This is a genomic window from Pedobacter terrae, assembly GCF_900100705.1.
GTDB lineage: Bacteria > Bacteroidota > Bacteroidia > Sphingobacteriales > Sphingobacteriaceae > Pedobacter > Pedobacter terrae.
Map to the genome: position 1 here is coordinate 1 of NZ_FNCH01000034.1, position 25,867 is coordinate 25,867.

19 protein-coding genes are annotated in these 25,867 nt (G+C 38.2%); 11 read left to right on the forward strand and 8 right to left on the reverse strand.

The window, feature by feature from the left end; translation table 11 throughout:
• Window positions 1-658: 658 nt before the first annotated feature.
• The 5 genes from clpB to BLR60_RS23715 all read left to right on the forward strand — a co-directional run bounded on the left by clpB (window position 659) and on the right by BLR60_RS23715 (window position 7,769).
• Complete coding sequence (gene clpB, locus BLR60_RS23695; protein ID WP_090504781.1) at window positions 659-3,259, forward strand: ATP-dependent chaperone ClpB; 2,601 nt, start codon at window positions 659-661, stop codon at window positions 3,257-3,259.
• 162 nt (window positions 3,260-3,421) lie between these two features.
• Complete coding sequence (locus BLR60_RS23700; protein ID WP_090504784.1) at window positions 3,422-5,716, forward strand: M60 family metallopeptidase; 2,295 nt, start codon at window positions 3,422-3,424, stop codon at window positions 5,714-5,716.
• Window positions 5,717-5,858: 142 nt separating this feature from the next.
• Window positions 5,859-6,512, forward strand: a complete 654-nt coding sequence (locus tag BLR60_RS23705; RefSeq protein WP_090504787.1) for a hypothetical protein — start codon at window positions 5,859-5,861, stop codon at window positions 6,510-6,512.
• A gap of 11 nt (window positions 6,513-6,523) precedes the next feature.
• Window positions 6,524-7,006 carry a hypothetical protein gene (locus tag BLR60_RS23710; RefSeq protein ID WP_090504790.1) on the forward strand — a complete coding sequence of 161 codons (483 nt, stop codon included), beginning with the start codon at window positions 6,524-6,526 and terminating at the stop codon, window positions 7,004-7,006.
• Window positions 7,007-7,130: 124 nt separating this feature from the next.
• A complete protein-coding gene (locus BLR60_RS23715; protein ID WP_167354814.1) occupies window positions 7,131-7,769 on the forward strand; it encodes an outer membrane beta-barrel protein in 639 nt (212 codons plus the stop codon).
• 152 nt (window positions 7,770-7,921) lie between these two features.
• On the opposite strand, the gene BLR60_RS23720 is transcribed toward BLR60_RS23715, so the two are convergent.
• Window positions 7,922-9,124, reverse strand: coding sequence for an MFS transporter (locus BLR60_RS23720; RefSeq protein ID WP_090504795.1), 1,203 nt, complete (start codon window positions 9,122-9,124; stop codon window positions 7,922-7,924).
• A 103-nt stretch (window positions 9,125-9,227) separates the two neighbouring features.
• Between BLR60_RS23720 and BLR60_RS23725 the strand changes: the two genes are divergently transcribed.
• Both BLR60_RS23725 and BLR60_RS23730 read left to right on the forward strand, forming a co-directional pair.
• Window positions 9,228-9,785 carry an NADPH-dependent FMN reductase gene (locus BLR60_RS23725; protein WP_090504799.1) on the forward strand — a complete coding sequence of 186 codons (558 nt, stop codon included), beginning with the start codon at window positions 9,228-9,230 and terminating at the stop codon, window positions 9,783-9,785.
• Between the two features lie 314 nt (window positions 9,786-10,099).
• Window positions 10,100-10,702, forward strand: coding sequence for an outer membrane beta-barrel protein (locus tag BLR60_RS23730; RefSeq protein WP_090504803.1), 603 nt, complete (start codon window positions 10,100-10,102; stop codon window positions 10,700-10,702).
• A gap of 82 nt (window positions 10,703-10,784) precedes the next feature.
• Here BLR60_RS23730 and BLR60_RS23735 read toward each other — a convergent pair whose 3' ends face one another.
• Together BLR60_RS23735 and BLR60_RS23740 are read right to left on the reverse strand one after the other, a co-directional pair.
• Window positions 10,785-12,437 (reverse strand): M28 family metallopeptidase, encoded by a 1,653-nt coding sequence (locus BLR60_RS23735; protein ID WP_090504806.1) that lies wholly within the window; start codon window positions 12,435-12,437, stop codon window positions 10,785-10,787.
• 133 nt (window positions 12,438-12,570) lie between these two features.
• Entirely contained in the window at window positions 12,571-15,396 is a 2,826-nt protein-coding gene (locus BLR60_RS23740; protein WP_090504809.1) for a S8 family peptidase, read from the reverse strand.
• Window positions 15,397-15,518: 122 nt separating this feature from the next.
• Here BLR60_RS23740 and BLR60_RS23745 point away from each other — a divergent pair, with 122 nt between their 5' ends.
• A complete protein-coding gene (locus tag BLR60_RS23745) occupies window positions 15,519-16,355 on the forward strand; it encodes a M57 family metalloprotease (RefSeq protein WP_090504812.1) in 837 nt (278 codons plus the stop codon).
• A gap of 688 nt (window positions 16,356-17,043) precedes the next feature.
• Here the strand turns inward: BLR60_RS23745 and BLR60_RS23750 are convergent.
• Both BLR60_RS23750 and BLR60_RS23755 read right to left on the reverse strand, forming a co-directional pair.
• Window positions 17,044-17,361: a hypothetical protein gene (locus tag BLR60_RS23750; protein WP_143009140.1), complete on the reverse strand. Its 318-nt coding sequence runs from the start codon at window positions 17,359-17,361 to the stop codon at window positions 17,044-17,046.
• A gap of 358 nt (window positions 17,362-17,719) precedes the next feature.
• Window positions 17,720-20,227, reverse strand: a complete 2,508-nt coding sequence (locus BLR60_RS23755) for a S9 family peptidase (RefSeq protein WP_090504818.1) — start codon at window positions 20,225-20,227, stop codon at window positions 17,720-17,722.
• A 176-nt stretch (window positions 20,228-20,403) separates the two neighbouring features.
• Here BLR60_RS23755 and BLR60_RS23760 point away from each other — a divergent pair, with 176 nt between their 5' ends.
• The 3 genes from BLR60_RS23760 to BLR60_RS23770 all read left to right on the forward strand — a co-directional run bounded on the left by BLR60_RS23760 (window position 20,404) and on the right by BLR60_RS23770 (window position 23,428).
• Complete coding sequence (locus BLR60_RS23760; protein ID WP_090504821.1) at window positions 20,404-21,285, forward strand: polysaccharide deacetylase family protein; 882 nt, start codon at window positions 20,404-20,406, stop codon at window positions 21,283-21,285.
• A 14-nt stretch (window positions 21,286-21,299) separates the two neighbouring features.
• Window positions 21,300-22,163 carry a polysaccharide deacetylase family protein gene (locus BLR60_RS23765; RefSeq protein ID WP_090504825.1) on the forward strand — a complete coding sequence of 288 codons (864 nt, stop codon included), beginning with the start codon at window positions 21,300-21,302 and terminating at the stop codon, window positions 22,161-22,163.
• Between the two features lie 98 nt (window positions 22,164-22,261).
• Window positions 22,262-23,428 carry a DUF3298 and DUF4163 domain-containing protein gene (locus tag BLR60_RS23770; protein ID WP_090504829.1) on the forward strand — a complete coding sequence of 389 codons (1,167 nt, stop codon included), beginning with the start codon at window positions 22,262-22,264 and terminating at the stop codon, window positions 23,426-23,428.
• 211 nt (window positions 23,429-23,639) lie between these two features.
• On the opposite strand, the gene BLR60_RS23775 is transcribed toward BLR60_RS23770, so the two are convergent.
• The 3 genes from BLR60_RS23775 to BLR60_RS23785 form a co-directional block, all read right to left on the reverse strand.
• The gene (locus BLR60_RS23775; protein WP_090504832.1) at window positions 23,640-24,092 is read right to left on the reverse strand and encodes a 3-oxoacyl-ACP synthase; all 453 of its coding nucleotides are present in this window, start codon (window positions 24,090-24,092) and stop codon (window positions 23,640-23,642) included.
• A gap of 152 nt (window positions 24,093-24,244) precedes the next feature.
• Complete coding sequence (locus tag BLR60_RS23780; protein ID WP_090504835.1) at window positions 24,245-24,820, reverse strand: nitroreductase family protein; 576 nt, start codon at window positions 24,818-24,820, stop codon at window positions 24,245-24,247.
• A gap of 219 nt (window positions 24,821-25,039) precedes the next feature.
• On the reverse strand, window positions 25,040-25,600 hold the full coding sequence (locus BLR60_RS23785) for a hypothetical protein (protein ID WP_090504838.1): 561 nt from the start codon (window positions 25,598-25,600) through the stop codon (window positions 25,040-25,042).
• Between the last annotated feature and the right edge of the window lie 267 nt (window positions 25,601-25,867).

Sequence of the window (25,867 nt, forward strand, 5' to 3'; positions counted from 1 at the left end):
GTTAGAAATGATATATGTGATTTATAATAGCAAACAGGAATATCAAAAAGAATACTCGGTTTTAAAAGAAAGTAGCGCACTAAACCTAAAGGATCAGCACGCTACACTGGCTAGTTCTTGACCGCCCATGAAACAAAAATAACATATTTTATTTGCAAATTAACACAGAATCTATCGGATGGGAATATTAAAACGTGTATTAAGATTAGCTTCGCTGAGCACTTCGTGGTTCCCGCATGCGCGGGATCCGATAGCTAGCTATCGGATGACGACCAAACTATTGGATTCTGTCAATGGCAACCTGTCGAAGGACCTTAAAGAAGATTTATATCGTTAATATTTAGACAAGCAGGGTGCTGGGCGTTTCGGTTACCATAGCCCTGCTCTCCCTCCAGTCCTCACTTCGTTCGGGCTCCGTTCAATCACCTGCCCGTTGCAAGCCGGGGTCTATTTAACAATGGTCTGGCATTTCATATCAATTTCTAAACACCGCCGTATTTTACTGCGATAAATACCACGTTAGGAATTATACAAGACAAAACTTCAGTATAAGCCATTAAAAATCAGCAATTTAGTCACTAAGCAATAAAATGTACCGACAAAATTTCCGATTTGAAAATCAAAACTAACATGGCATTTGTTTTGATTTAAATGCAATATGAACTTCAACAATTTTACCATAAAAGCCCAGGAAGCAGTTCAACAGGCTTCTGAAATAGCCCAAGGCAACCAGCAACAGGCTATTGAAACGGCACACCTGCTTAAAGGTTTGCTTACTGTTGATGAAAACGTGGTTTCTTATGTTTTAAAGAAATTAAACGTTAATTTAAATGTATTAAATCAAAATCTAGACGCAGAGATTGCCAAGTTCCCGAAAGTGAGTGGAAGTAATGTATATCTGTCATCTAATGCCAATAGTGTTTTACAAAAAGCACAAACGTTTTTAAAAGAGTTTAAAGATGAATTTGTGTCTGTAGAACACCTTTTATTGGGTATTTTAGCTATTAACGACAGTACTTCCAAGCTATTAAAAGAACAAGGTGTTAACGAAAAAGACCTTAAAAAAGCCATTGTAGAATTACGTGGTGATAACCGGGTAACCGATCAGAATGCCGAAGCCACTTATCAGGCATTAAGTAAATATGCCCGCAACCTAAATGAATATGCCGAAAGCGGAAAACTGGATCCGGTAATTGGCCGCGATGAAGAAATCCGACGTGTTATTCAGATTTTATCACGTAGAACCAAAAACAACCCGATATTGATTGGTGAACCAGGTGTAGGTAAAACAGCCATTGCAGAAGGCATTGCCTTTAGGATTATTAAAGGAGATGTGCCTGAAAACCTGAAAAGTAAAGTGGTTTACTCGCTTGATATGGGCGCATTAATTGCAGGTGCTAAATATAAGGGTGAGTTCGAAGAACGTTTAAAAGCAGTAGTTAAAGAAGTTACCCAAAGTGATGGCGATATTATCTTGTTTATCGATGAGATCCATACTTTGGTTGGTGCCGGTGGTGGTGAAGGTGCAATGGATGCGGCAAACATCTTAAAACCCGCCCTTGCCCGCGGAGAGCTCCGTGCCATAGGTGCAACTACTTTAGATGAATATCAAAAATATTTAGAAAAAGATAAAGCTTTAGAACGTCGTTTCCAAAAGGTGATGGTGGAAGAACCAGATACCCAGGATGCCATTTCGATCCTTCGCGGTTTAAAAGAGCGTTACGAAACACACCATAAGGTAAGGATTAAAGATGAAGCCATTATTGCAGCTGTAGAAATGAGTCAGCGCTATATTTCCGATCGTTTCTTACCAGATAAAGCTATCGATTTAATGGACGAGGCGGCATCTAAACTGCGCATGGAAATGGACAGTGTGCCTGAACATGTTGATGCTTTAGACCGTGAGATTATGCGTCTGGAAATTGAACGCGAAGCAATCAAACGTGAGAAAGACGATAGAAAAGTTGCAGACCTTTCAGCAGAAATTGCTAACCTATCTGCCGAGCGTGATGAATTTAAAGCGAAATGGCAAGGTGAAAAAGACCTGGTAGATGCTGTGAATAATGAATTAGAGCAGATTGAGCATTATAAGTTAGAGGCAGAACAGGCAGAACGTGCCGGAGATTATGGTAAGGTGGCCGAAATCCGTTACGGAAAAATTAAGGAAGCCCAGGATAAGGTTGAAAAACTTAAAGCCGATTTAGAAAGCCAGCAAACCGATAGCCGCATGTTAAAAGAAGAGGTTACTGCTGATGATATTGCAGGTGTGGTTGGCCGTTGGACAGGTATTCCGGTTACAAAGCTGATTGCCAGTGAGCGTGAAAAACTGCTTCACTTAGAAGATGAGCTACACCAGCGTGTGGCTGGTCAGGACGAAGCCATTGAAGCCATTTCTGATGCGATCCGTCGCTCACGTGCGGGTTTACAGGATAAACGCAAACCTATCGGTTCTTTCATCTTTTTAGGTACAACGGGTGTGGGTAAAACAGAGCTTGCAAAGGCCCTTGCCGAATTTTTATTCAACGATGAAAATGCGCTCACCCGTATCGATATGAGTGAATACCAGGAACGCCATGCCGTTTCTCGTTTAATCGGAGCGCCTCCAGGCTATGTAGGTTATGATGAAGGTGGACAGTTAACTGAGGCTGTTAGACGCAAACCTTACTCGGTTGTATTACTCGATGAGATTGAAAAAGCGCATCCGGATGTATTTAACATCCTGTTGCAGGTATTGGATGATGGCCGTTTAACCGATAATAAAGGCAGAACGGTGAATTTCAAAAACACCATTATCATCATGACTTCGAACATTGGTGCGCATTTAATTCAGGATAACTTCAAAGATTTGAGCGACGAAAACCGCGATGAGGTCATCGCGAAAACCAAAAATGAATTGTTTGAAGTATTGAAACAGACGATCCGTCCGGAGTTTTTGAACAGGATTGATGAGCTGATTATGTTTACGCCGTTAAATCGCAGCGAAATCAGAAATATTGTAAGCTTACAGTTTAAACATGTACAGCAAACTTTGGCCGAAATGGGTATAGAAATGGACGCCAGTGATGACGCCTTAGATTGGTTGGCACAATTGGGTTACGACCCACAGTTTGGTGCAAGACCGTTGAAAAGGGTAATCCAGAAAAGAATCTTAAACGAGTTGTCAAAAGAGATTTTAGCAGGAAAGATTGATAAAGACAGCAAAATTAAGTTAGATATGTTCGACCACCAGTTTGTGTTTCTGAATCAAAAACAAGATTAAAATAAAGCAATTAAGTCCCGTCCAGATAAAATCTGGAAGGGACTTTTGTTACTAGTTATTAGCTGTTGTACTTAAAACCCAATTTATTTAGCGTTTTTTAACATAAAGTGTGTTGTAGCTATGATTTTAGATATTTAAAATTGCAGATATAAACACCTGAAAATGAATCTTAAAACTGCTCTTCTCTCTATTCTGGTATGCTTTGCCACCCAAAGTTTTGCTCAAAAATTTCAAAAATCAGCACTTTTAAAAGGCATAAATACCTTACCTATGCCTGATACAGGAAAATTTGTTTCTGCATTCTTTAGCACAAACGAAGAACCTCATACCGTAGCCACACATTTGCTTTCATCGCAAGTTGATGTTTTAGCAACAGTAATGATGAGCAGCACCCTGGGAAAAGGGCAGATTTTTGCGATAGGCTCATCCGAGTATTTTGAAAGCAAATTATTGAGCGATCAAAATGTTCAAAAATTATTAAAAAACATTATCCAGGCTGCCAGCACTCAACCTAAAAAACTTAAAGTAGCCGTTACCAAAACAGCTGATGCAGCATTGATCAATGCATTAAAAGCCAACAAAGCTAAAGTCTACATCGCCAATGCCAATAAATTACAGCCCAAAACCGACATTTACTTTTTAACAAATGACGTGAAGGATACAACGCAGCTTAAAGTACTTGAAAAATATATAGCTGGTGGTGGAAATTTGGTTTATGCCTCCCCGTATCCATATATTTTTAAGCACAGGAATCCCAATAAATCATATATAAATGATCTGATAAAAATAAATGCTTTATTAAGTAAAGCAGGAATATTTAATGCCTATACCCTGTTTACGGCTGAGCATGCCAAAGATAGTTTGACGCTAACAAAAGAACCTTTTTATCTTCTATTGAAGAATATTCTGAGCGAACTGGCAAAATCTTCTCCTAAAGCGACCACCCCAACTGAGTATGCCTACGGTATAGAACCTACACTAGACCTGACTTTTTCAAATAATGCAGATACCAGTAGGATGATCGGAAAAATAAAATCGATACTCTCCATTAGCGACTCACTTCCGATACCAACATTAAAAAACCCAATTGATATTTCAACAGCCGCTAAAAAAGCAGGCTATCAATTCTCAAAATACCTTTTTGATAAATCTCATAATACAAAAAAGTCACCATATTTTATATACCCGGAAAGTAAATCGTTTCCTGGAGAGGTGCCTAAAAATGCTAAGCGTAGCACAGAAATAATTGATATGGCCGTTAAAGTAGGTTCGCAAGGATTAGCTGACCCTTATCCAAACTATTTTAGGTTACACAGCACAGGCGTTTATGTGCCGGCAGGAGAAAAAGTGAGCATTGTGATTGACCCAAAATATAAAACTCAATATTTAAAGGCACAAATCGGCATTCATAATGATGATTTAAAACATATGGATAACCTGGTAAGATCAGGTTTTGATCTGACAAGATCATTTGAACTGGAAAAAGATACCACAACCGTTTTTTCACCTTATGGCGGATTGCTGTATATCAGGATTCCAGATAGTTCTTCACTCCAATCAATCAGTATTATCGCAAATGGTGTGGTAAAAGCGCCCTATTATAAATTAGAAAAAAATAATCTGACCGAATGGGCAAGCATCAAAAATAATCCTGCGCCATGGACTGAGCTGGCTACAGATAAAATTATACTCACCGTACCAACCTATCGCATTAAAACCCTAGAAAATCCTGAGTCCTTATTAAAATTATGGGACGAAATAATGGATGCAGATGCTGATTTAGCTATTATTAGTCGTACCAGAACTCATCCGGAAAGGATAATCATTGATAACCAGGTTGCTTACGGTTATATGTTTACAGTCTGGGATAAAATTGTGGCCCCGAACGACGAAAGTTGCGAATGGATGCTAAACGAAAAAATACTCAAAGAAAAAGGAAGCTGGGGGCATTTTCACGAGTTAGGTCATCGCCATCAATTTTGGGGTCTTGATATGGATGAAGTTAGTGAAGTAACCACTAACCTTTATACCATGTATGTATATGATAAAGTACTAAAAAAGGGATTATATAATCACGATGGAATTGCAAATAGAGATGAAGTAAAGAAGAAAGTCATAAATTATCTTCAAAACGAGCCTAATTTTGAGAAATGGGAAAAAGAACCCTTTACCGCTTTATGCATGTATATCCAGATTATTGAACATTTTGGATGGGAGTCTATGATCAAAGCCAATAAAATATACCGCGAAATGGATCCGAGAAAATATTACGAAAACCAATTGAGCAATGAGCAACGCATAGACCTTTGGTTTACATCCATCAGCAAAGCAACCCATTCAAACCTATCATCATTTTTTGAAATATGGAAAATACCAGTAAGCAAAAAGGCAAAAACTGAGGCTGAAAAGTATAAAACCTGGATTCCTGAAGAGTTTTCTGCTTACCTACCTCAATAGTTTGGCCCTGTAAAATATTAAAAATCCATAGGATCTATTTTCTATGGATTTTTTATTTAAAATCAACTAACACAACAGTTCATTTTCTTGCTTTTTGTTTCAATAATGATTATTATTGATTACACACAAAAACACAAATAAAATGAAACCTAAATTAATCATCATGGCGCTGCTATGCGCCATCAGTTGGCATAGCTATGCCCAAACTGAAAAGGGAACCGGCTTCGCTGGTATTAGCCTGAGTTTTGGAACCTCCAAACAAAACAGTTCATCACCAAGCTTAAACACTTTTACAGCAACACCCCGTGGAGGCTATTTTCTGGCTAATAATTTGGCCCTAGGCTTAGAACTTCCCTTAAACCTATCTAAACTTCGCGGCGAAAGTTACATCTCTTGGGACGAAGAAGATGGAAGATACGAAGACCGTTACGGCCCAAAAGAATTTAGCTTCGGCATATCGCCTTTTATACGCAAATATGTAGATGTTAAAAATCGGTTCAAATTTTTTGTCCAGGCCAATTTGCTGCTCCAAATCAACACATTTAACAGGATTGATGACGAAGGTTACCTCATTCGTACCGATGCACGTGCTAAAGGTTTTGGAGCAAGCTTACGCCCAGGTTTTGCTTACATGCTTTCTAACGATTCCAGCATTGAGTTTTCTTTCCCGATTTTAAGTTTCTTCCATCAAAATTACTATGCTGAAGAATCATTATATAATTTCGACAGGAAAAATAATTTGAGATTAGCGCTTGATAACTTTACCCCTACTTTCACCATTAATATTCACTTCTAATTTTACATCTCATGAAAAATATATCAAAGTATATCTTAAGGTGCCTAATCCTGTCAGGCATTCTATTTTCGACCATTTACAACGCAAACGCACAGCAGGTTGAGTATTTTAAAAGTATCTTTCCAGAAGAAAATGGTAAGCTCAAATCTATTGGTGATAGAAAAATAGAATACAACAGAAGTATCTTCCCAGAGGAAAATGGAAAGGTTAAAGCCATAGGTAATGTAAAAATTGAGTATTACCGAAGCATCTTCCCAGAAGAAAATGGTAAGGTTAAGTCATTTGATAATATCCCTATCGAATACTACAGAAGCATTTTTGAAGAAGAGAATGGAAAAATAAAATCAATAGGTGGTGCTCAGATTGAATACAACAGAAGCATTTTTCCTGAAGAGAACGGAAAGATCAAATCGATTACCGGAAAAACCGGTAGCGACTTATTTCCCTCTGCAATCGAAATCTATTACTTCATACTCCAGGCTAATGAAAAATAAGGATTGAATAGCTAATCTATCTTTATATTTTTTTCTAACCTGATTATCAAATACTTGATATCACATAAACTAAAAAAATAGTTTTTTATTATTTTTTAGTTTATTATTAAAAACACAAATGAAAATGAAAAAACAATTATTAGTTACGGCTATGGCCGTGGGTATCTCCCTATGCGGTTTCGCGCAAACAAAAGGAACAAATGCAGTAAGCTTTGGCGTTAATTCAACAACAAACAAAGTCACCGTAAACAATTACGAAAACAAAGTCAAAAATAATTCATTTACATTGGGTTATGGCTACTTTTTTAAAGACAACAATAAAATTGGATTGGATTTAACTTATGGCCGAAATAAGAATACCTATAACAATAACATGAATAACGATGAGCTAAAAAGCTACGGCGGAAACTTAAGTTACCAGCGTTATTTTCCATTGGTAAAAACCTTGTTTGCCTATGCAGGAGGAAAAGCCGGTTATACCTATGGTAAGAATAATAGTCAATCTTTTACTACTTCAACACAAACAACCAGCTATACTTCAAATCAATATGCTGTAGGCGCGTATGGTGGTATCACCTGGTTTGTTTCTAAAAGATTTGCATTAGAAACAAGTTTATTATCCGCAGATATTACCTACAGCAAAACGGAACAAAATGAGGTCAATTTCAATAGTTATGTTACCAAAAGCGAATATACTTCGTTCAATTTAAGCAGCCAGGGATTCATCAATAACTTAGGTTTTAAGATTTATATCTTATTTTAACCCCGTTAACCTAAAAATTTAGAGGCTCTATCATAATTGTAATTCCACATCCAGTTTGTAACGTTGAGCCTGTCGAAACGCCTTTTTTGTATTTATAACAAGGTCCTTCGACAGCTCAGGATAACAATTTCATCTATGATAGCGCCTTTTTTCTATTTCTTCTTCGTCTCAATATTCGGTAAGAAACCTGTTAATAAACCGATTAAAGGTAAAAAAGCACAAACATTAAATACATATTCAATACTGGTAGAATCTGCTAATTTCCCTAGCAAGGCCGATCCGATGCCGCCCATACCAAAGGCAAATCCAAAAAACAGACCTGCAACCAACCCCACCTTTCCGGGAATCAATTCCTGGGCATAAACCAGTATCGCGGAAAAAGCCGAAGCTAAAATCATCCCGATTGGAACAATAAGTACCCCGATCCAAAACAAACTGGCATGTGGAAGCAATAAAGCAAACGGAGCAGTACCTAATATCGATGCCCAAATTACATATTTTCGCCCTATCTTATCGCCTATTGGCCCGCCCAATAAGGTTCCGGCAGCTACTGAGAACAAGAAAACAAATAAATAAATCTGTGAGCTTTGTACCGAAACCTTAAATTTGTCGATCAGATAGAAGGTAAAATAATTGGTTAAACTCGCCATGTAGAAGTATTTCGAGAAAATTAACAGGAGTAAAATGCATACGGAAAAGATCACCTTCCCTCTCGAAAATTGATTTACAACGGTTTGAATGTTGACCTTTTTACTTCCCAAAAGCATAAATCCTTTATACCAATTACCAACATAAGTGAGAATAACAATTGCCAAAAGGGCAATAACTGAAAACCAGACCACGCTGAACTGGCCATATGGAACAATAATCCAGGCGGCCAATAGCGGGCCTAAAGCACTACCTGCATTACCACCCAACTGAAAAACAGATTGTGCCAATCCCCTCTTCCCTCCCGATGCGGCATGTGCCATCCTTGAGGCTTCAGGATGAAATACCGATGAACCGATCCCAATAAAAGAAACTGAAATTAGTATGGTATAGAAATGGCTGGATTGAGAAAGCGAGACTAAACCGATCAGGGTAAAACCCATGCCCACCGCCAATGAATAGGGCTGAGGTTTTTTATCCGTATACAAACCTACAAAAGGCTGTAACAGCGATGCAGCTAACTGAAAGGTAAGCGTAATTAACCCGATCTGCGAAAAACTTAAATGGTAACTGGTTTTAATGACAGGATAAATTGCCGGAATTAATGATTGAATGGTATCATTTAATAAATGCGAAAAACTCAAGGCAAAAAGTATCGGGAAAACTGTTTTTTCAATGATGGAAGTTGTAGGGTTGTTTTCGGTCATAAGGGGTTAGCTTTTACGCCAAAACTAATGATAATATTTTTTTAACCTTACGATTGTCGTTGCAAAAAACCAAACATTTTGGGAAAGTGTTCGTTTTATAGCTATGGAAAAAAACAGAAAAATTGTTGGTTTATGCGGAAGCTTACGTAAAGGTTCTTATAATGCCATGTTGCTTAACATTGCAGGTAGTTTAATTCCTGAAGGTATCGAATTCGAAATTGTGGCCTATGATGATGTTCCGGTTTACAATGCTGACCATGATTTGCCTGAGGTTGAAGAAAGACCAGCCAGTGTGGTTAAATTCAGGGATGCCCTGTCCAATGCAGATGCTTTTATTATTGTATCTCCCGAATATAATTATTCTATCCCCGGCGGATTAAAAAATGCTATTGATTGGGCCAGCCGTGGAAAAGATTCCCCCTTGATGCATAAACCCGTCGCACTAATGGGCGCAACTCAAGGCATGTGGGGAACCGTTAGGATGCAAGCTGCATTTTTACCTGTTTTTACTTTCTTAAATATGAATCCGGTTTTACAGCCGGAAGTTTTGATTGCCCAGGCCCAGAATAAATTCGATGCAGATGGAAATTTAAATGACGAAAAAACCATCTCTATCATTCAAAAGAAAATAGACAATCTCATTTCGGCATGTAAGGTTTAATCTAAAACATTCCAAGTTTCTACAAGACTGCCATTTTTGCTACAAAAAAGCCTGACATTTATTCAAAAAAAGTCAGATTGTCAATTTGACATGACCCAAAAATTAATCAATCGATTGATTTATTGTCACAGGAAAATAATATTGAATTAACACTAAATTCACATCTGTTTGTAAGCTAACAAGTTACCCAAAAACTGTTATTTTAATAACATTAACAGAGTTTTTTGGCACAAGTGTTGACTTTTAGCCAAATATAGTCAGAAATTAAAATAGTAAAATTGACTATATTTTTATAACAAATAAATAATAAAACGATGAAAAAATTATTATTATCTTTAGTAGCAGTAGCTGGTTTAGTTTATGGCGCACAAGCACAAACTGAAAAAGGAAATTTTATGTTAGGTGGTAATGTTGGTGTAAACTCTACTAAAGTAGATGGCGCTCCGAAAGCTGATTTCAGCTTCAGTGTATTACCTAGTGTTGGTTATTTTGTAAGCGACAACTTTGCCATTGGTACAGGTGTTGGTTACGCATATGATAAAACTGTAAGCAAGAGAACTGAGACTGGTGCATTTAAAGTTGCTCCTTTTGGCCGTTACTATGTTGGTTTATCTGATCAATTCAAATTCTTCGGCCAATTATCAGTGCCATTGGCTTTTGGTGAATTAAAAGCAACTGATGCTAACGGCGACAACGCAGTTAAATTAGGTAAAACTACTAATATCGGTGTAGAACTTGCTCCAGGTTTTGCTTTCTTCCCAACCAAAAAAATCGGTATCGAACTTTCAGTTAAAGGTTTAAGCTATGACAACTATACTGTTAAAGCTGAAGGAACTGACGCTAAAGTTAAAACCAATACATTTGGCTTAAACGCTGATACTTTTGCACCAAGATTAGGTGTACAGTTCTACTTTTAATTAATCCTCCCTTAGGGGAAATTTAATAAAATGACTTTTTTTCAAAGAGCGTCCCGATATTAAATCAGGACGCTTTTTGTTTTTACTTCTTTTCCCGGATGGATTTAAATTCCGATCCGTTTTTCCATTTTGGATATGAAACTTCATTACTGATGCGGTACCCCATATCAAAAAGCATCCGTACATCTTCTACTATGCCTGATAAATCCCATGTTTTAGCATCGAAATTATCTTGTGGCGAATGATAACGGAATTTGGTAAAATCAGCCACTTGTTTTAATCCCCATTCTCTACCCTCTTTAATATTATCTACACCCGAACCCGTAAATAACGATGGCACACCAACCTTGGCCAAATTAAAATGATCGGATCTGTAATATAAGCCAGATGATGGAACAGGATCAGGTACAATTACCCGTCCCTGCTTTTTAGCGGCCTCCGCAGCATAATCTTCCAATTCTGACTGACCAAAGCCGTAGACGACAACATCTTTAGTTTTACCTGCTATGCCCATCATATCCATATTGATGTTGGCAACGGTTTTGGATAATGGAAAAACAGGATGTTTGGCATAATACTCTGATCCTAAAAGGCCTTGCTCTTCTCCGGTATAAGAAATAAACAAAATGGTACGTCCAGCTACTTTAGGCAACTTTTTAAATGCCGAAGCAATCTCAAATAAAGCAGCTACCCCTGTTGCATTATCAACCGCGCCATTATAAATAGAATCGCCCTGTACTTTCTCGCCTATACCTAAATGGTCCCAGTGTGCCGAATAAATAATTGCTTCTTCCTTGCGTTTATCGCCAGGTATTTTAGCTAATACATTATAGGTAACTGATTTCTTGATGGTATTTTTAACTTTTAATGAGGTGGTAATATTTAAATCAACAGCCTTAAAACCTTTTTTACGGGCAATTAAAGCCAATTGATCAAATGATTTTCCATCTAATGCAAATAGCTTCTTCGCTTTATCTAAAGTAATCCAGCCCTCTACTATAGCCCTGCTCATTCCATTATCTCCACTTTGCAGCGTAAGTTTAGATTTAGACCAACCGCTTCGAACAACTGTCCACGGATAAGCCGCTGGCTCGGTATCGTGAACAATAATAATCCCTGTAGCTCCCTGACGGGCTGCCTCTTCAAATTTATAGGTCCATCTGCCATAATAAGTCATATTTTTGCCCTTAAATAAAGTAGAATCGGCAAAACCAGGATCATTAATCAACACCACGACAGTTTTTCCTTTTACATTAAGATTGGCATAATCATTCCAGCCGTATTCTGGGGCAACTATACCATAACCTGCAAAAACCAGCGGCGAGTTACTTATACTTACTTCATCCTGTACGCGGCGGGTACCAGCCACAAAATCAGTTAAATAATTTAAGGTTAGCGAAGCAGTTTTCCCTTTTAATACCATTTTATCTTCCGGTATCGATCTAATTTCTACCATGGGTACTTCCTGGAAGAAACTATTTCCATTGCCTGGCTGCAGACCTAGTTTCCCGAACTGGTTTTTTAAATAATTAATGGTTTTGGTTTCGCCGTTGGTAAAGGGTTTTCTTCCCTCTAAACTATCAGCAGCAATAACAGATAAATATTGGGTTAAACTAGAATCATTAATGGCTTTTATAGCTAAAGAATCGGCATTAAGATCAGTACTTTTTGCGCTTTGCTTGCAGGAACCAAAGAAAAGTAATGCGCAACTGGAAAGTAGAAGGAGTTTTTTCATTTTAATTATTTTCTGAATGGTCTAATTGCTTAAAATACAGCGAAAACAGCAGATTCTCATATTAGCTAAAAAGGATCGCCATCTCAACCGCAGCGTTCAAAGGGTACGCCTATGGGGAGATCTGATCGAGAAATTATTTCTTAATCAGCTTAAATTTCTTCAATTGCTGCCCATTTTTATTGATCACCCCGACATATACCCCTGTAGATAAAGCATTAAGCATAAATTTACTCGAACTGGTGGCTTTTTCTTCAAAAACCTTCTGTCCTAACATGTTAAAAACAGATAAACTGTAATCTTCAAATGAGCCGCTCAAGATGGTTAAATAATCAGCTACAGGGTTAGGAAAAAAGGAAAACTCGTTCTCCTTCAGAACCACCACCGATACCAGATCGCTCTTTATCTGGCCGTTAACGGTTTCAAAAGTAACCCGATAAAATTGGATTCCGGTTTTTGGCTTTTCATCAAAAATGGTATAATCCAGCTGATTTGAAATGGGCTTGCTTTGCTGTAAAACACTAAAAGTATTTGGTCCTGTTTGCTTTTCCCAGATGATATTCTTTAAATCCAAACTGGTCCCAATACTGAGGTCAATTCTTACCCGATTATCCTCAGCCAGTGACGCAAATAAATTTTTCACATAACAGGCAATCCCCTGCTGGGTATAATCAATGGTATAACTTTTTAAGCCCGTAAAATCCGTTCCATTTGCGGCCACAGCAAAATAGTTACTCTTAATGTTACTGGCATCAAGCTTTACAATGGTATCGGTAAGGTTTAAAACCGGAGAAAGGGTGTTATCAACAATATTATATAAGGTGTAGTCTTTTGCACCAGGCTGTGCATTCCAGTTAAGCACCACACCATCTTTACAGGCATAGCCAACTTTTAACATCCTCGGGCTAGAAACAACAAACGATTCACTCCAAATTACATTTCCCTCCACTTCCATTTTTATCATGGCTTTAACAAACAAATCTGGTGGGATCCAATGGTAAAAATCTTTACTTAAATCAATGCCAGTGGCAATAGGTTTCCAGGTATTACCTTCATCATAGCTTACAGATAGATTTCCTGTCTTGCTTGTATAAGTATTTTCCCAGCGGATGTAGTTATCTTCATTAGCAAAAAAGTATTCATTTTTTACCGGACTAACAAAGGAAAACGTGTTTTTTAATGTATAATGATAAGCCAATGCGACAGGTTGATTATCGCCCTGTTTGATTCTGTTACCATTAACATGAACAGTATAAACACCAGCTGATGGATTATCAAGCGTAACCTGCTGAACGTTATTGATCATATCGGCCTTACGCACAGTTGGTTTTGAGAGCGAGTCTAAATGAGGAAAGCTACTTAATACCCAAGGCAATATGAAATCCCCGGCGGGTGTTTCGAGACTTAGGTCTAACCCGTTAACCAAACTTTGTGCGCTATTCACAACAGCGGGAGGATCGTTCCAGGCGATGGTTAGTTTCACTTCCGCTACATTAGCCGGAATAGTCAAAGGAATCAATAGATCCTGATTTTTAGCCACTTTATAAAGTGATGCCCTATTTTCATCTAAAGTTTTTAACGACTGGGCTACATTGAGTTTTCCGTAGCCATAAACAAAATCAACCTGTGGCGTACCTAAATCATCAGCAGAATTAATTACTGTTGCCCTAATTAATGAAGCAGAGGCCGCTTTCTTATATTTCTGCTGATAAAATTGCTCCAACAGTGCGATTGATCCACTGGTAATGGCTGCAGCACCCGATGTTCCATCTTCGCCCAGGGCAACCAGTTCTGGTTTTACACGGCCATCATATGCCGGGCCTTTGCTGCTCTGATTTTCGGAAACATTTTCCCTGTTGATCCCTCCTATTACCAATAGATTTTTTGCCTGCTTAAAATTGCCGGTTAAATTGGCACGGCCTGTCATCCCTTGATAAAACCCTGCAGATGGCGTGGCAGTTCCTTTATTTCCTGCAGAAAAAACGTGGATCAAAGTATCGGTTTCAAAAATCTGCTTATCATATGCCGCAGCCTCCATTCCATAATCATTATCGATATCGGTACCGTAAGAGTGATTTTGAACCCTAACCTGAAGCTTGTTTAAATCGGTAACCAGATCGGGCATCAGGTTAGTGAAATCAGAATAGGCAAGTTTGGCCTTTGGTGCTGCACCTAAACCCCTGATAAAGGAATTGCCATTGCCCAAAGCTAAGGTAGCCATAATGGTAGCATGGGTGGTGGGCGTTTTGCCAATAATGGCTCCGGCAACAGTTTTCCCCAATAAGTCAAGATCGGCAGCATCATACATCCCCTCTTTAAAAGAAACATTTATGCCGCCGCCATCAATACCTGGAAAGAGATCCCGGGCGTTAGAGATCTGGTTTAGGGCCAGATCGAGACCATTAATAACAACTTCCTCTTTTGCTACAGGCAAAACATCCGCGTATAAGATATCACTAAGCTCCAGCAACAACATTAATTCACCTGGCGATAAGTAAAGAGTACAAATATTGTTGATATTGTCGGTTGATTTAATCTTTAAACTTGCAACAGCATCTGGTAAGGCGTTTATATTTTTGAAGGCTAGTCTAACCAGGATAGAATCATTCTTTTTACTGCTTTTATTCAGCACTTTCATCAACCTGTCACTAACCTTCCAAAGTCCATTGGCTTTTTCCTGATAAACTATACTGTTAGAGAAGTTAGAAACATGTGATTTTTTGACAATGAAATAATCGCCTGACAGATTTTTTTGGGGCTTTAATAATTGGATTTCTGCTGCTGTTAACGTTCGGTTAAACCTCACCAAAACGGACGCATCGTCGCTTAATTTTAAAACATTACCTGTTTTGGAAACATATTTTTCATTTTTTTTATCTATTCCACCAGGTTGTACCTGTGCGTTTAGACCAAAAACAGACAGACAAAAAGATAAAACTAAAAATACAGTGTTGACTTTCAAAAATTATTTTATTATAAAATTTTGGTTACATGATATATGTTCCCTAAATTAGGATTTATAAGGTAATCCGCAAATATTATTAACTAACTTATTCAACCTAAACTAATTTAATTCTAACTAAGATGAAAACAACCAATTTTTTATCGCTTGCTGCCGCATGCCTTTTGCTCACCAATCTATATTCCTGTAAGAATAATAATACAGAAAATGCAGTAGAAGGCAAAACCGAAATTTCTGCGGGCAAACTATCTCAGATCAAATCACTTGGCTTTAGTACCGATAACATTCGTAAGATAGATGAAGGTTATCTGGTAGAGGGAGATATCCTTTTAACCGACGATAATCTAGCTGAACCTTCTACCGGCGCAAATTTAAATATTGCTGAAACTGAACAATACCGAACCACAAACATTGTTAAATCTTTACCACGTGTAATTACAGTATCGGTAACCAACCTGCCTCAGGTATATAGCGATGCGGTAAACACCATGATTTCGAGATACAACTCATTGGGTTTACGTATCACTTTCCAAAGGGCCAGCGCCGGAACAACCGGAAACATTAATGTTGTAGGTTTTAACGAAGGTCCGAGCGGTGGTTTTATTACCTTGGGCTCTGCCGGTTTCCCAACATCATCAGGTCAGCCTTTTAACCAGATCAAAATGAATACCAATTCCGCTGCCTACGGTTCCAATCCTAATTTATTGTACCTGGCTTCTGTGATCCAGCATGAAGTTGGCCATTGCATTGGTTTCCGTCATACCGATTACATGAACCGTGCTTTTAGCTGTGGTTCAAGTGGAGCCGGCAATGAAGGTGCATCAAACGTTGGTGCGGTAAGAATACCAGGAACACCTTCCAATCCTGATGCTGCTTCATTCATGTTAGCCTGTTCTAACGGCGGCAACCGCACTTTCAATGCAAATGACGTAATTGCCGTAAATTACCTTTACAAATAATAATATTGACTGATTACCTTAACAGATCAGAAGCCCCGAAAATTCGGGGCTTTTTTTTTAAAAAAAGAGATATTTAAGATGATTGAAAGTCTATCAACCAGACGTTCTAAAAGCCAGGTCTTAGTATGTTGAGTTTTGGTTTTGGAGCGCACTGCCAATGCAAAACAGTTAGTTTCTTCCCGTTTTCCGTTTATACGCTTCGCTGCCTCGTGCCTCGTTGCTGCAGGGTACCACTTCAACCGGGGCTAAATGGCTTGGGCAGCATTCCATTTTTGAGGTGGCAGAGTCGCCATAAAAATAAAAAGGTTCGTGAGGACATGAACCTTGGCAAGAGAAAGGATTTTTGATATTGAACTTTCCATTTGGAACACAAACCCCAAATTATATAAACCTGATAGCGCCAAATAGCGCCCGATTTAAGAAAATATTGTATTTAAGAAAATTCAAATCGGAACTATAAACAATAGCAAGAATGAAATAACCGAAATTGGCAAAACAAAAACGGTTCGTGAAGACACGAACCATGGCGAGGATAAAATGACCTGCGTTTCTGAGGGCACGAACCTCGCCGAAAAGATGAGAAAAATTTTGCCATTGAAAAGTTCCATTTGGAACACAAACGCTAAATTATATAAACCTGATAGCGCCAAATAGCTCCCGATTTAAAGCAAAATTGTATATAAGAAATTCAAATCGGGACTATAGGCAATAGCAGGACTGAAATAACCGAAGAAAGCCGAAGCCTGCTTTCCAAAAAAATGGAAAGATAATGATTCCTGAACGTACCTACCATCATGAGAGTTCCATAACTAACACATCCCAAACGCATAATGAATTTAGCGCTTAAATACTTCTCTTTAGTCTGAAGCGCACTGCCACTGAAAAACATTAAGTTTCCTCCCGTTTTACGTTTATACGCTTCGCTGCCTCGTACCTCGTTGCTGCAGGGTAACACTTCAACCGGGGCTAAGTAGGCCCGGGCAGCATTCCATTTTTGAGGCTGCATGAGCATCTACTTTGTTTCTAAACCTGATAGCGCCAAATAGCGCCCGATTGAAGAAAATATTGTATTTAAGAAAATTCAAATCGGGACTATAGGCAATAGCAGGACTGCAATAACCGAAGAAAACCGGAGCCTGCTTTCCAAAAACTATGTAACAGTAAAACAAACACTTACTGTGTAGATTGCCACAGCTAATGAAAATTAGCTTCGCAATGACGACTTGTCTAAAAAATGGTTTGTGAGGACACAAACCATGGCGGGAAACTTTGTTTCGAAAAACAGATGGCTTGCAGTAAAAATATTTAACCACAGACAGGAACTGATCAAATTTGTGCTTCCTTTTATCTGTGGTTAAATGAAATTATTTTCCGTTCTGCTCAATATCTCTGTCCATTTCTACCAGATCAACATCACTCGGTTCAGAAAAATCGCCAATTAAATATTTATTGAAATGATCGGCCAGTTTCCAGAAAGCATATTCTGTCATATCTCCAAAACCATGTCGCTGCCCAGGGATAATCAGGAAATCGAAACGTTTGCCTGCTTTCATTAACGCATTGGCTACACGGATAGAGTTTGCCGGATGTACATTGTTATCTACATCACCATGCATCAATAACAAATGTCCCTTCAGGTTTTTAGCCAAATCAGGGTTTTTATCAATGCTGTATTTAAATGAAGTATCGCCTTTCAAAGAAATGGTTTCCTTTACCCCATGATGTTTTTCGCTCCACCAGCGGTTGTAAATACTATTGTCATGGTTTCCGGCATTTGAAACAGCCGCTTTGAAGAAGTCAGGATACACAAACATGGCTGCCGTAGACATAAAACCACCACCGGAATGACCCGTAATACCCACCTTAGATTCGTCTATATAAGGATATTTGGCAGCCAATTGCTCAACAGCCGTTTTTTTATCTGCCAAACCGTAATCGCGTAGATTACCATAACCGTAAGTATGGTACCATTTAGAACGAGAAGGGTTTCCGCCTCTGTTGCCAACTGTAATTACGATGTAACCAAATTGCGCTAAACGTTCGGTACGGTCCATGCTTTTGCTGAAAGCTTTATTTACCGCTTCGGTTTGTGGTCCAGGGTAAACATACTCAATGATTGGATACTTTTTATTGGGATCGAAATCGAAAGGTTTATACATGACGCCATACAGATCAGTTATCCCGTCATCTGCTTTTACTTTAAAAGGCTCAGGGAATTTGTAGCCTGCGGCCATTAACAATGATAGGTCTGTTGTCTCCAGATCCATTACTTTTCTGCCTGTCCCATCATAAAGCGTCGCTTTTGGTGCCGTATTTACCCTCGAATAATTATCTACAAAAAAAGTGTTGTTATCATTCATGTTTGCCAGGTGATCAAAATCGCCGGCATTTAACAATTTCATGTTCGAACCATCGAAATTGATACTGTATAAATGCAAGTAGTAAGGATCCTCTTTACCTTCCCTACCGTTCGCTGTAAAATAAAGAATGCGTTTTTTTTCATCAATATTTACAATGCTCTCGCAGTGGAAGGCGCCTTTAGTAATCTGATTTTTCAGCTTCCCATTTTCATCAAAAAGATAAAAATGTGCCCAACCGTCGCGCTCACTCCAGTGAATTAATTCTTTCCCATCGTTAACTAAACCCGGGCGGTTAACCTCAACATAAGTATTAAAATGTTCGTCGATTAATGGCGTAACCTTGCCTGTGGCAATATCAACGGTACCGATGTCGATACGCTTTAAATCGCGACTGGTGCGCGAAAAATAGAACCTATTATTGTTACCCAACCAAATAGAAGGACGGAATTCGTTATCACGGTCTTTATTTAAAGCTGGTTTGCTCCAAACTGATACGCTTTGATCTTTAAATGCAGCCACATTTAGTTTTTTATAGGATTTTGCCGCAAAATCGAACAATAAAATTTCATCCTGCGGCGCCTCCGCCTCGCCTGGCATCTGGTATTTATAGGTTTCTAAAGTTGGGCGGCCAGGTGTAACACTGTTAATTACCCAAAGATCTTTCACCTTGCGCGAATCGGTCCGGTCTAACACAAAATATTTCGAATTCGGCGACCAGAGTACGTAAGCACCACGACGTTTTTTATTGTTTTTTTCATTCTCCACATTGTTCTCGCCATCGCCATCACTTCCATAAGAATAAAATTTTACACCATCTTTAGTAAGCTGGTGTTCTACAATGGTACTGTCATCTTCATTTTTAACCGCTTTTTTGTAATTGTCTTTATCCATCCAATACAAATTATAATTGCGGGAGAAGATAATAGCCGAAGAATCGGGGGCTACAGATCCCCATGATGGTTTTGGCTTTGGCTTACTGAAATTTGGCACCTCGGTTAATTTTGCACTGGCCAGTTCGTATTTGAAAGAAAATATTTTTTTCTGCATAGAATCTGCAGCTTTTTTATCTTTTCTATCTTTTTTCAACTCATCAACACTGCTTTTGATTTCAAAAGAAATACTTTTTTCGTCGGCTGCAAATTTTAAGTTTTCCAGCGGCAAATGTTCTGCATCAAACGGATCCCGAACAATCAGCGTAATATCTGCCGCGAGTTTGGCATTATCAAACATTAACTTTTTGCTTCTGGCTGCAGGGTCTACCAGGTACCAGAATTTTCCCTTCGGACTTTCGAAAGTATACCAAAAACGGTTGCTCAGTTTTAACCAATGTGGATCAACAGCAGTAGAATACACCATTTTTTTCAACTTATTTGGCGAAAAACGCGAAGCAAGCTGATAATTTGCCTTGGGCTGTGACTGAATATTTTCGGTTAGGGTAAATGTTTTATTTTGGGCAGCAACAGTTAAGGATAAAAACTGCGCGCCCAGCAGAAATTTGTAGAGTTTATTCATTAAAATTTGTTTGAGCTGCTAAATTATTTAATTAACGGATATTAAACAGGCTTTGATATGTAATAAATGCGATAGTTAGCCTAATTTCCTACAACTAAAATTAATTATTAATACCATAAATTTTAATGGATAAATAATTGGGGGATTTTATAGTTTTGTATCCATATATACTCATAATGAAATACAGCTTTTTAACCTTAATAACAGCCGGAGCAATCTTATTGGCCAGCTGCCAATCTAAATCACAAACAGAAAGTTCTACAGGAACAGATTCCACCGGAAAAACAGTACAAACCAGCGAAAATTCCAAAGCTGCTGCCATTGATGTTTCGAAAATAAAAGTAGCTGATGCTAAAACGATCTTAGCCAGAAAACAAGTTCCGATTTTATGTTACCACCAGGTAAGAAACTGGAAACCAACTGATGGCAAAGTAGGCAAAGATTATATTGTAGAAATTCAGAATTTTAAAGATCAGATGAAAATGCTGGCCGATAGTGGTTATCATACCATTTTACCAGATCAGCTTTATGCTTACCTTAATACTGGTGCTGCATTACCAAGCAAACCCATTATGTTAACTTTTGATGATACTGACATGGACCAGTTTACCGTTGTGCGTCCAACATTAGAAAAACTGGGCTATAAAGCGGTTTATTTCATCATGACCGTTTCGATCGGCAGAAAAGGCAAGTTCGTGGATTATATGACGAAAGAGCAGATTAAACAACTTTCAGACGAAGGAAACGTGATCGGCAGCCACACTTACGATCATAAAAACTTCAAAAAATACGCGGGCAAGGATTGGGAAGAACAATTAGACAAGCCAACTAAAAAACTGGAAGAAATTACAGGCAAAAAAATGACCGAATTTGCTTATCCATTTGGTTTATGGAATGCCGAAGGTATCCCAGAGCTTAAAAAACGTGGTTTCAGAATGGCTTTCCAATTATCAACCAAACGTGATGAAAAAGATCCGTTATTTACGATCCGCCGGATTATTGCCAGTGGTTATTGGTCGCCAAAAACATTGAGCAACAGCATTAAAAACAGTTTTTAGAAAAGACCGTATTTATGAAAAGTTTTCTGCTTTATGCCGCAGTTTCTACGCTGCTTTTAAGCTCTTGCCAGTCTTCAAAAGCTTCAAAAAAAAAAGAAACCGTTGCCAATGCTACCGAAAAGGTTAAAACAGATTCTATAAATACCAAACCGGCCGATAACAAAACCATTTTGGCCCGCAGAGAGGTGCCTGTTCTTTGTTACCACCAGATTAGAAACAACATTGCCAGCGATAGTAAAAGGGCGCATGACGATATTATTGCCCCAGATAAATTCAGGGAACACATGAAAATGCTGGCCGATAATGGCTACCATTCTATTCTGCCCGATCAGTTGTATAATTACCTGGTTTACGGTACTAAATTACCTGAAAAACCAATTATGATTACTTTTGACGATACGGATGAAGATCAATTCACTATTGGAAACAGCACCTTGAAAAAGTACGGTTTTAAAGGCGTTTATTTTATCATGACGGTATCCATCGGTAGAAAAGGACGGATCAATTACATGACTAAAGAGCAAATCAAAAAACTATCTGACGAGGGCAATACCATTGCCAGCCATACTTACGATCATAAAAATTTTGCACAGTTTACCGATGCGGATTGGACGACCCAGATTGATGAGCCCACAAAGAAACTGGAACAAATTACCGGTAAAAAAGTAGAATATTTTGCATTTCCTTACGGCGTTTACAAATCATCTACCCTGCATAAACTGAAGGAACATGGCTTTAAGGCTTCATTTATTCTGTCTACTTCAAGAGATGAAAACTATCCGCTTTACACCATCAGAAGAATAATCGATCCGGGAAGATACACCGCAAAAAACCTTTACTACAGCATCAATAAAAGTTTTAATAAAACAAAAGCCTAGCAAAGGGGTTAATGATTAAAAGTTGAAAGGTTATAAGATGGAAAAATTAAATCCAGCTTTATAACCTTTCAACATTCAAAACCCTTAATCATTGCTTTATGAAGTATTCTTTTCTTTTTTGCCTTTTTGGATTAGCGATAATATCGGCTTGCAACAACCCGAAGAACGGGAACAAAAATAGTGAAGAAACTGATGGAAAAACCATTGTTAAAAAAGAGCTTACCAATAGTTTTTACAAGAGATTAGAAGGCACCATTGCGGGCAAAAAGGTAGTCATGCACCTGCAAAAAGTTGAAGATGATGTAAGCGGTTCTTATTATTACGACGGCTCATGGCTTAACCTATCAACCGATACGCTAATCGGGAAAGATAGCGTGGTACTTACCGAGTATAGTTTTTATGAATCATACTTTACTCAGGATTCAAAATCACCACATTTAAAATTAAAATGGAATGGAAATGGCTTTGATGGCACATGGGAAAGTGGCGATGAAACAAAAAAATACCCAATTGCCCTGAAAGAAAAATATCCTGAAGGAAGTTATCAGTTCAATGCAGGCATTTATGAAGATTCGGTTAAAGCTTTTGCCAATCAGGCCAAATCGCCCGCAGCACAGATTAGCTTTGAATACCTGGAAAGTAAAAATTCAGATGAATATGGCAACTGGTTAAATACCGAACTTAAAAAGATATTTGAAATAAAAGCGCAGGTTGAACGGTCAATTGGTTTTAAAAATATTGCTGCAGACTATTTTAAAGATTATAAATTGCAGGTTGCCGAACAATCAAAAAATAGCAAGGGTGATGATTATGAGGCCTGGATGAACTACACCAATAACAGTCAGCAATCGGTTAATTATAACGATAATGGTTATGTGGTAATCGATTTCCTGGCCGATGCTTATACCGGCGGGGCACATGGCAATTATAGTAGTGTAATGTACTGTTTGGACGTGAAGAACAAAAAACAAATGGTATTGAGCGACATTGTTAAAATCGATTCGAATACTTTACAAGGTATTTTAGAACGCAATCTTCGCAAAGAATATAATATTAAAGCCAAAGATGCCTTAAACACTGTGCTTTTTGATGATTTTATAAAGCCGAACAACAACTTTTATTTCAATGCGAACGGGATCGCTTTTATGTATAACCCATATGAGGTAGCCAGTTATGCGCAGGGACAGATTGTAATATTTATTCCATATTCGGACGTAAAGGCTTATTTGGTACCGGCTTTTGCACAGCGGATGGGCATAAAGTAGTTTGCAGCTTCTAGTTATGAGTTAACAGTTGATCATCAAATAATGGTTATTGTTTAAACTGGTTAACTGTGAATTGAAAACGTAGGAACCCAGACTGCGTTAATCATCTTAAATCTGCGGGGACTTATTGGTTAATCGGGAATTGTTTAAACTGGTTAACTGTGCGTTGCTAACTGAAAACTGTGAACCAAAAACTGCCAACGGAAAACGCTTATAATATTTCTTTCACGAAATAATCTTTCCCATTAAACGTAAAACTGTCATTTACAGCTTTTCCAATCAAAACTCTGCCAATGGGCGAAACCTGAGAAACCGCAAAGAATTTCTGTCCATCGGTATTCAGTTCACCTGCACTAATGCTGATGTAAAAATTACCTTCTGAAGTGAGCACCAGGCTCCCGTTTTTAACCAATCGATCTGATTCTACATTTTCAATCTGCTGTAAAGCAATTTTCTGTTGCCCTGCTTCGTACAGTAATTTACTATTACGATCCATCTCCTGCTGCATCATTTCGCGTGTGGTTTCATATTTATCACCTGCGCTGCTTTTGGTATCATCGTTTGATGCCTGCCTGGCCTGTTGCAGCGAATATTCAATATTTTCGATCCTGTTTTGGATAAAAGTCAAACAAAGCTGATAAAGTTTAGATTTTAAAGCAGACATATAAAGAATGGAATATGGATAATGTAAAATAGTTAAGGGGAACGGGGATACAGAAAATGTAAATAGTTCATGGTTGATGGCTCATGCGAAAGATGGATCCCCCGCTATGGACTCAAGACTACGAACTAAGAACTGACGACTTAGGACTAAAACTACTCCTCTATCCACCTCACTTTTTCTTCCATCGAAGTTCGGTTTGGTGCCCAGGGTTTTTCGTTATGATAACCCATATAAAATAAGCCGATGCACTTCTCATTTTCACCCAGCCTTAAGAAATCACCTAAATGGTCAATTAACGGTGGAGAACTCCAGTAAGCGCCAACCTGCAAACTTTCTGCAGTTAAAGCCATATTTTGTACTGCGCAGGAAACTGCCGCCAGTTCTTCCCATTCAGGTATTTTACCGCTAACTTGCATATTAATGGCAATAATACAATCAGCCTGGCCCGTTTTCTCCCCAAAACTATCATACTTTTTCTGTAGAAACTGCTGTGGAGAAACCAGCGCTTTATATAATTTACCTAACTCCTCACCTAACCTGGCCAATCCGGCTTTTCTAATTACAACAAAGCGCCAGGGCTGGGTTAACTTATGTGTGGGTGCATAATTGGCAGTTTCTAAAATCTGGTTAATCACCTCAACCGGAATTTCTTTTTTGATATAGCTGGCAGGAAAAATACTGCGACGTTCTTTTATAACTTTTGATATGATATCGTATGTTGTACTCATTCGGTAAAAATAGCTAAAAGCTCAAAGACTAAAGCTGAAAGAGAAAAACAAATTCGAAATCAATTAAAAGATTTGACGCTATGTTAACTGAATATTGGTCATTGGTTCATTAGTCATTGGTTCATTGTTCACTAGTCATTAGTTTATTGATAATTGAAAACTGCCAACTGCCAATTGATAACTGTCAACTGCCAATTGATAACTGCTAACTGAAAACTGTCAACTGCGCACTGCCAACTGTTTCCTGATCTGTTTCACCTTCGCAAAGAACCCTATACTTTCTTTATCCACCAGAAAATCCATAGTTTGTGAGAGTTCTTCCTTAATCCATCTGTGTTTAACATTTAAATTAGCCAAAATATTAAGGCAATGTGATTTTATGGCCACAGGGATTTTCTCATCAATGAGCCATGCAAAAACAACTTCTACCAAATGATCGGTATCATAATCGGCAATAATATTTTTCATTTCTATTGAAGCATTTCTTTTCGTCATAAGGGCTAAAATTTTAACATAATGCCTTAATGCCGATAAATTGCGCTGTTGTGGGAATTTCTCCAGGAAATAAAGCGCATGAATTAAAAACCTTTGTTGATGGTTAACAAATACATTTTCTAAAATCCATGCCGCCCGAAACCCGATCTGTTGATCATGATAAAAACTTAAATCGATCAGGTCTTTTACCGAAAAGCTATCTGCTGAAGCGATGGCCGCTAATTTTTCTACTTTGCTTTTCTGAAGGGTGGTTTTTATGGTTTCGAGCAAGGAATGATTTGACATGAGGCTAAAATAAATATTTTAAAGACAAAGTACATTGAGATAAGTCGTAGAATGGCGTACTCCTTAATTTATTTGCTTATTAAGTTTTAATTTTCCGGAACTAATTTTAAGCTATTGGCCAAAAGCTTCTCCCCTTTTGTAAAATAAACCCGGTAGTAGCGAACACGGAGTGCAACACAGTAAAGCGGATAACGGGACTGCCTGAGCCACAAAGTACCTGGCCCTTCATTTCCAAATCCTTCAAACGCTTCTATCATAAACATTCAA

Bases quoted from the DNA above. Each gene is read 5' to 3' on its own strand.
- clpB (WP_090504781.1), top strand. From the start codon at position 659: ATGAACTTCAACAATTTTACCATAAAAGCCCAGGAAGCAGTTCAACAG.
- BLR60_RS23700 (WP_090504784.1), top strand. From the start codon at position 3,422: ATGAATCTTAAAACTGCTCTTCTCTCTATTCTGGTATGCTTTGCCACC.
- BLR60_RS23705 (WP_090504787.1), top strand. From the start codon at position 5,859: ATGAAACCTAAATTAATCATCATGGCGCTGCTATGCGCCATCAGTTGG.
- BLR60_RS23710 (WP_090504790.1), top strand. From the start codon at position 6,524: ATGAAAAATATATCAAAGTATATCTTAAGGTGCCTAATCCTGTCAGGC.
- BLR60_RS23715 (WP_167354814.1), top strand. From the start codon at position 7,131: ATGAAAAAACAATTATTAGTTACGGCTATGGCCGTGGGTATCTCCCTA.
- BLR60_RS23720 (WP_090504795.1), bottom strand. From the start codon at position 9,124: ATGACCGAAAACAACCCTACAACTTCCATCATTGAAAAAACAGTTTTC.
- BLR60_RS23725 (WP_090504799.1), top strand. From the start codon at position 9,228: ATGGAAAAAAACAGAAAAATTGTTGGTTTATGCGGAAGCTTACGTAAA.
- BLR60_RS23730 (WP_090504803.1), top strand. From the start codon at position 10,100: ATGAAAAAATTATTATTATCTTTAGTAGCAGTAGCTGGTTTAGTTTAT.
- BLR60_RS23735 (WP_090504806.1), bottom strand. From the start codon at position 12,437: ATGAAAAAACTCCTTCTACTTTCCAGTTGCGCATTACTTTTCTTTGGT.
- BLR60_RS23745 (WP_090504812.1), top strand. From the start codon at position 15,519: ATGAAAACAACCAATTTTTTATCGCTTGCTGCCGCATGCCTTTTGCTC.
- BLR60_RS23750 (WP_143009140.1), bottom strand. From the start codon at position 17,361: ATGCAGCCTCAAAAATGGAATGCTGCCCGGGCCTACTTAGCCCCGGTT.
- BLR60_RS23755 (WP_090504818.1), bottom strand. From the start codon at position 20,227: ATGAATAAACTCTACAAATTTCTGCTGGGCGCGCAGTTTTTATCCTTA.
- BLR60_RS23760 (WP_090504821.1), top strand. From the start codon at position 20,404: ATGAAATACAGCTTTTTAACCTTAATAACAGCCGGAGCAATCTTATTG.
- BLR60_RS23765 (WP_090504825.1), top strand. From the start codon at position 21,300: ATGAAAAGTTTTCTGCTTTATGCCGCAGTTTCTACGCTGCTTTTAAGC.
- BLR60_RS23770 (WP_090504829.1), top strand. From the start codon at position 22,262: ATGAAGTATTCTTTTCTTTTTTGCCTTTTTGGATTAGCGATAATATCG.
- BLR60_RS23775 (WP_090504832.1), bottom strand. From the start codon at position 24,092: ATGTCTGCTTTAAAATCTAAACTTTATCAGCTTTGTTTGACTTTTATC.
- BLR60_RS23780 (WP_090504835.1), bottom strand. From the start codon at position 24,820: ATGAGTACAACATACGATATCATATCAAAAGTTATAAAAGAACGTCGC.
- BLR60_RS23785 (WP_090504838.1), bottom strand. From the start codon at position 25,600: ATGTCAAATCATTCCTTGCTCGAAACCATAAAAACCACCCTTCAGAAA.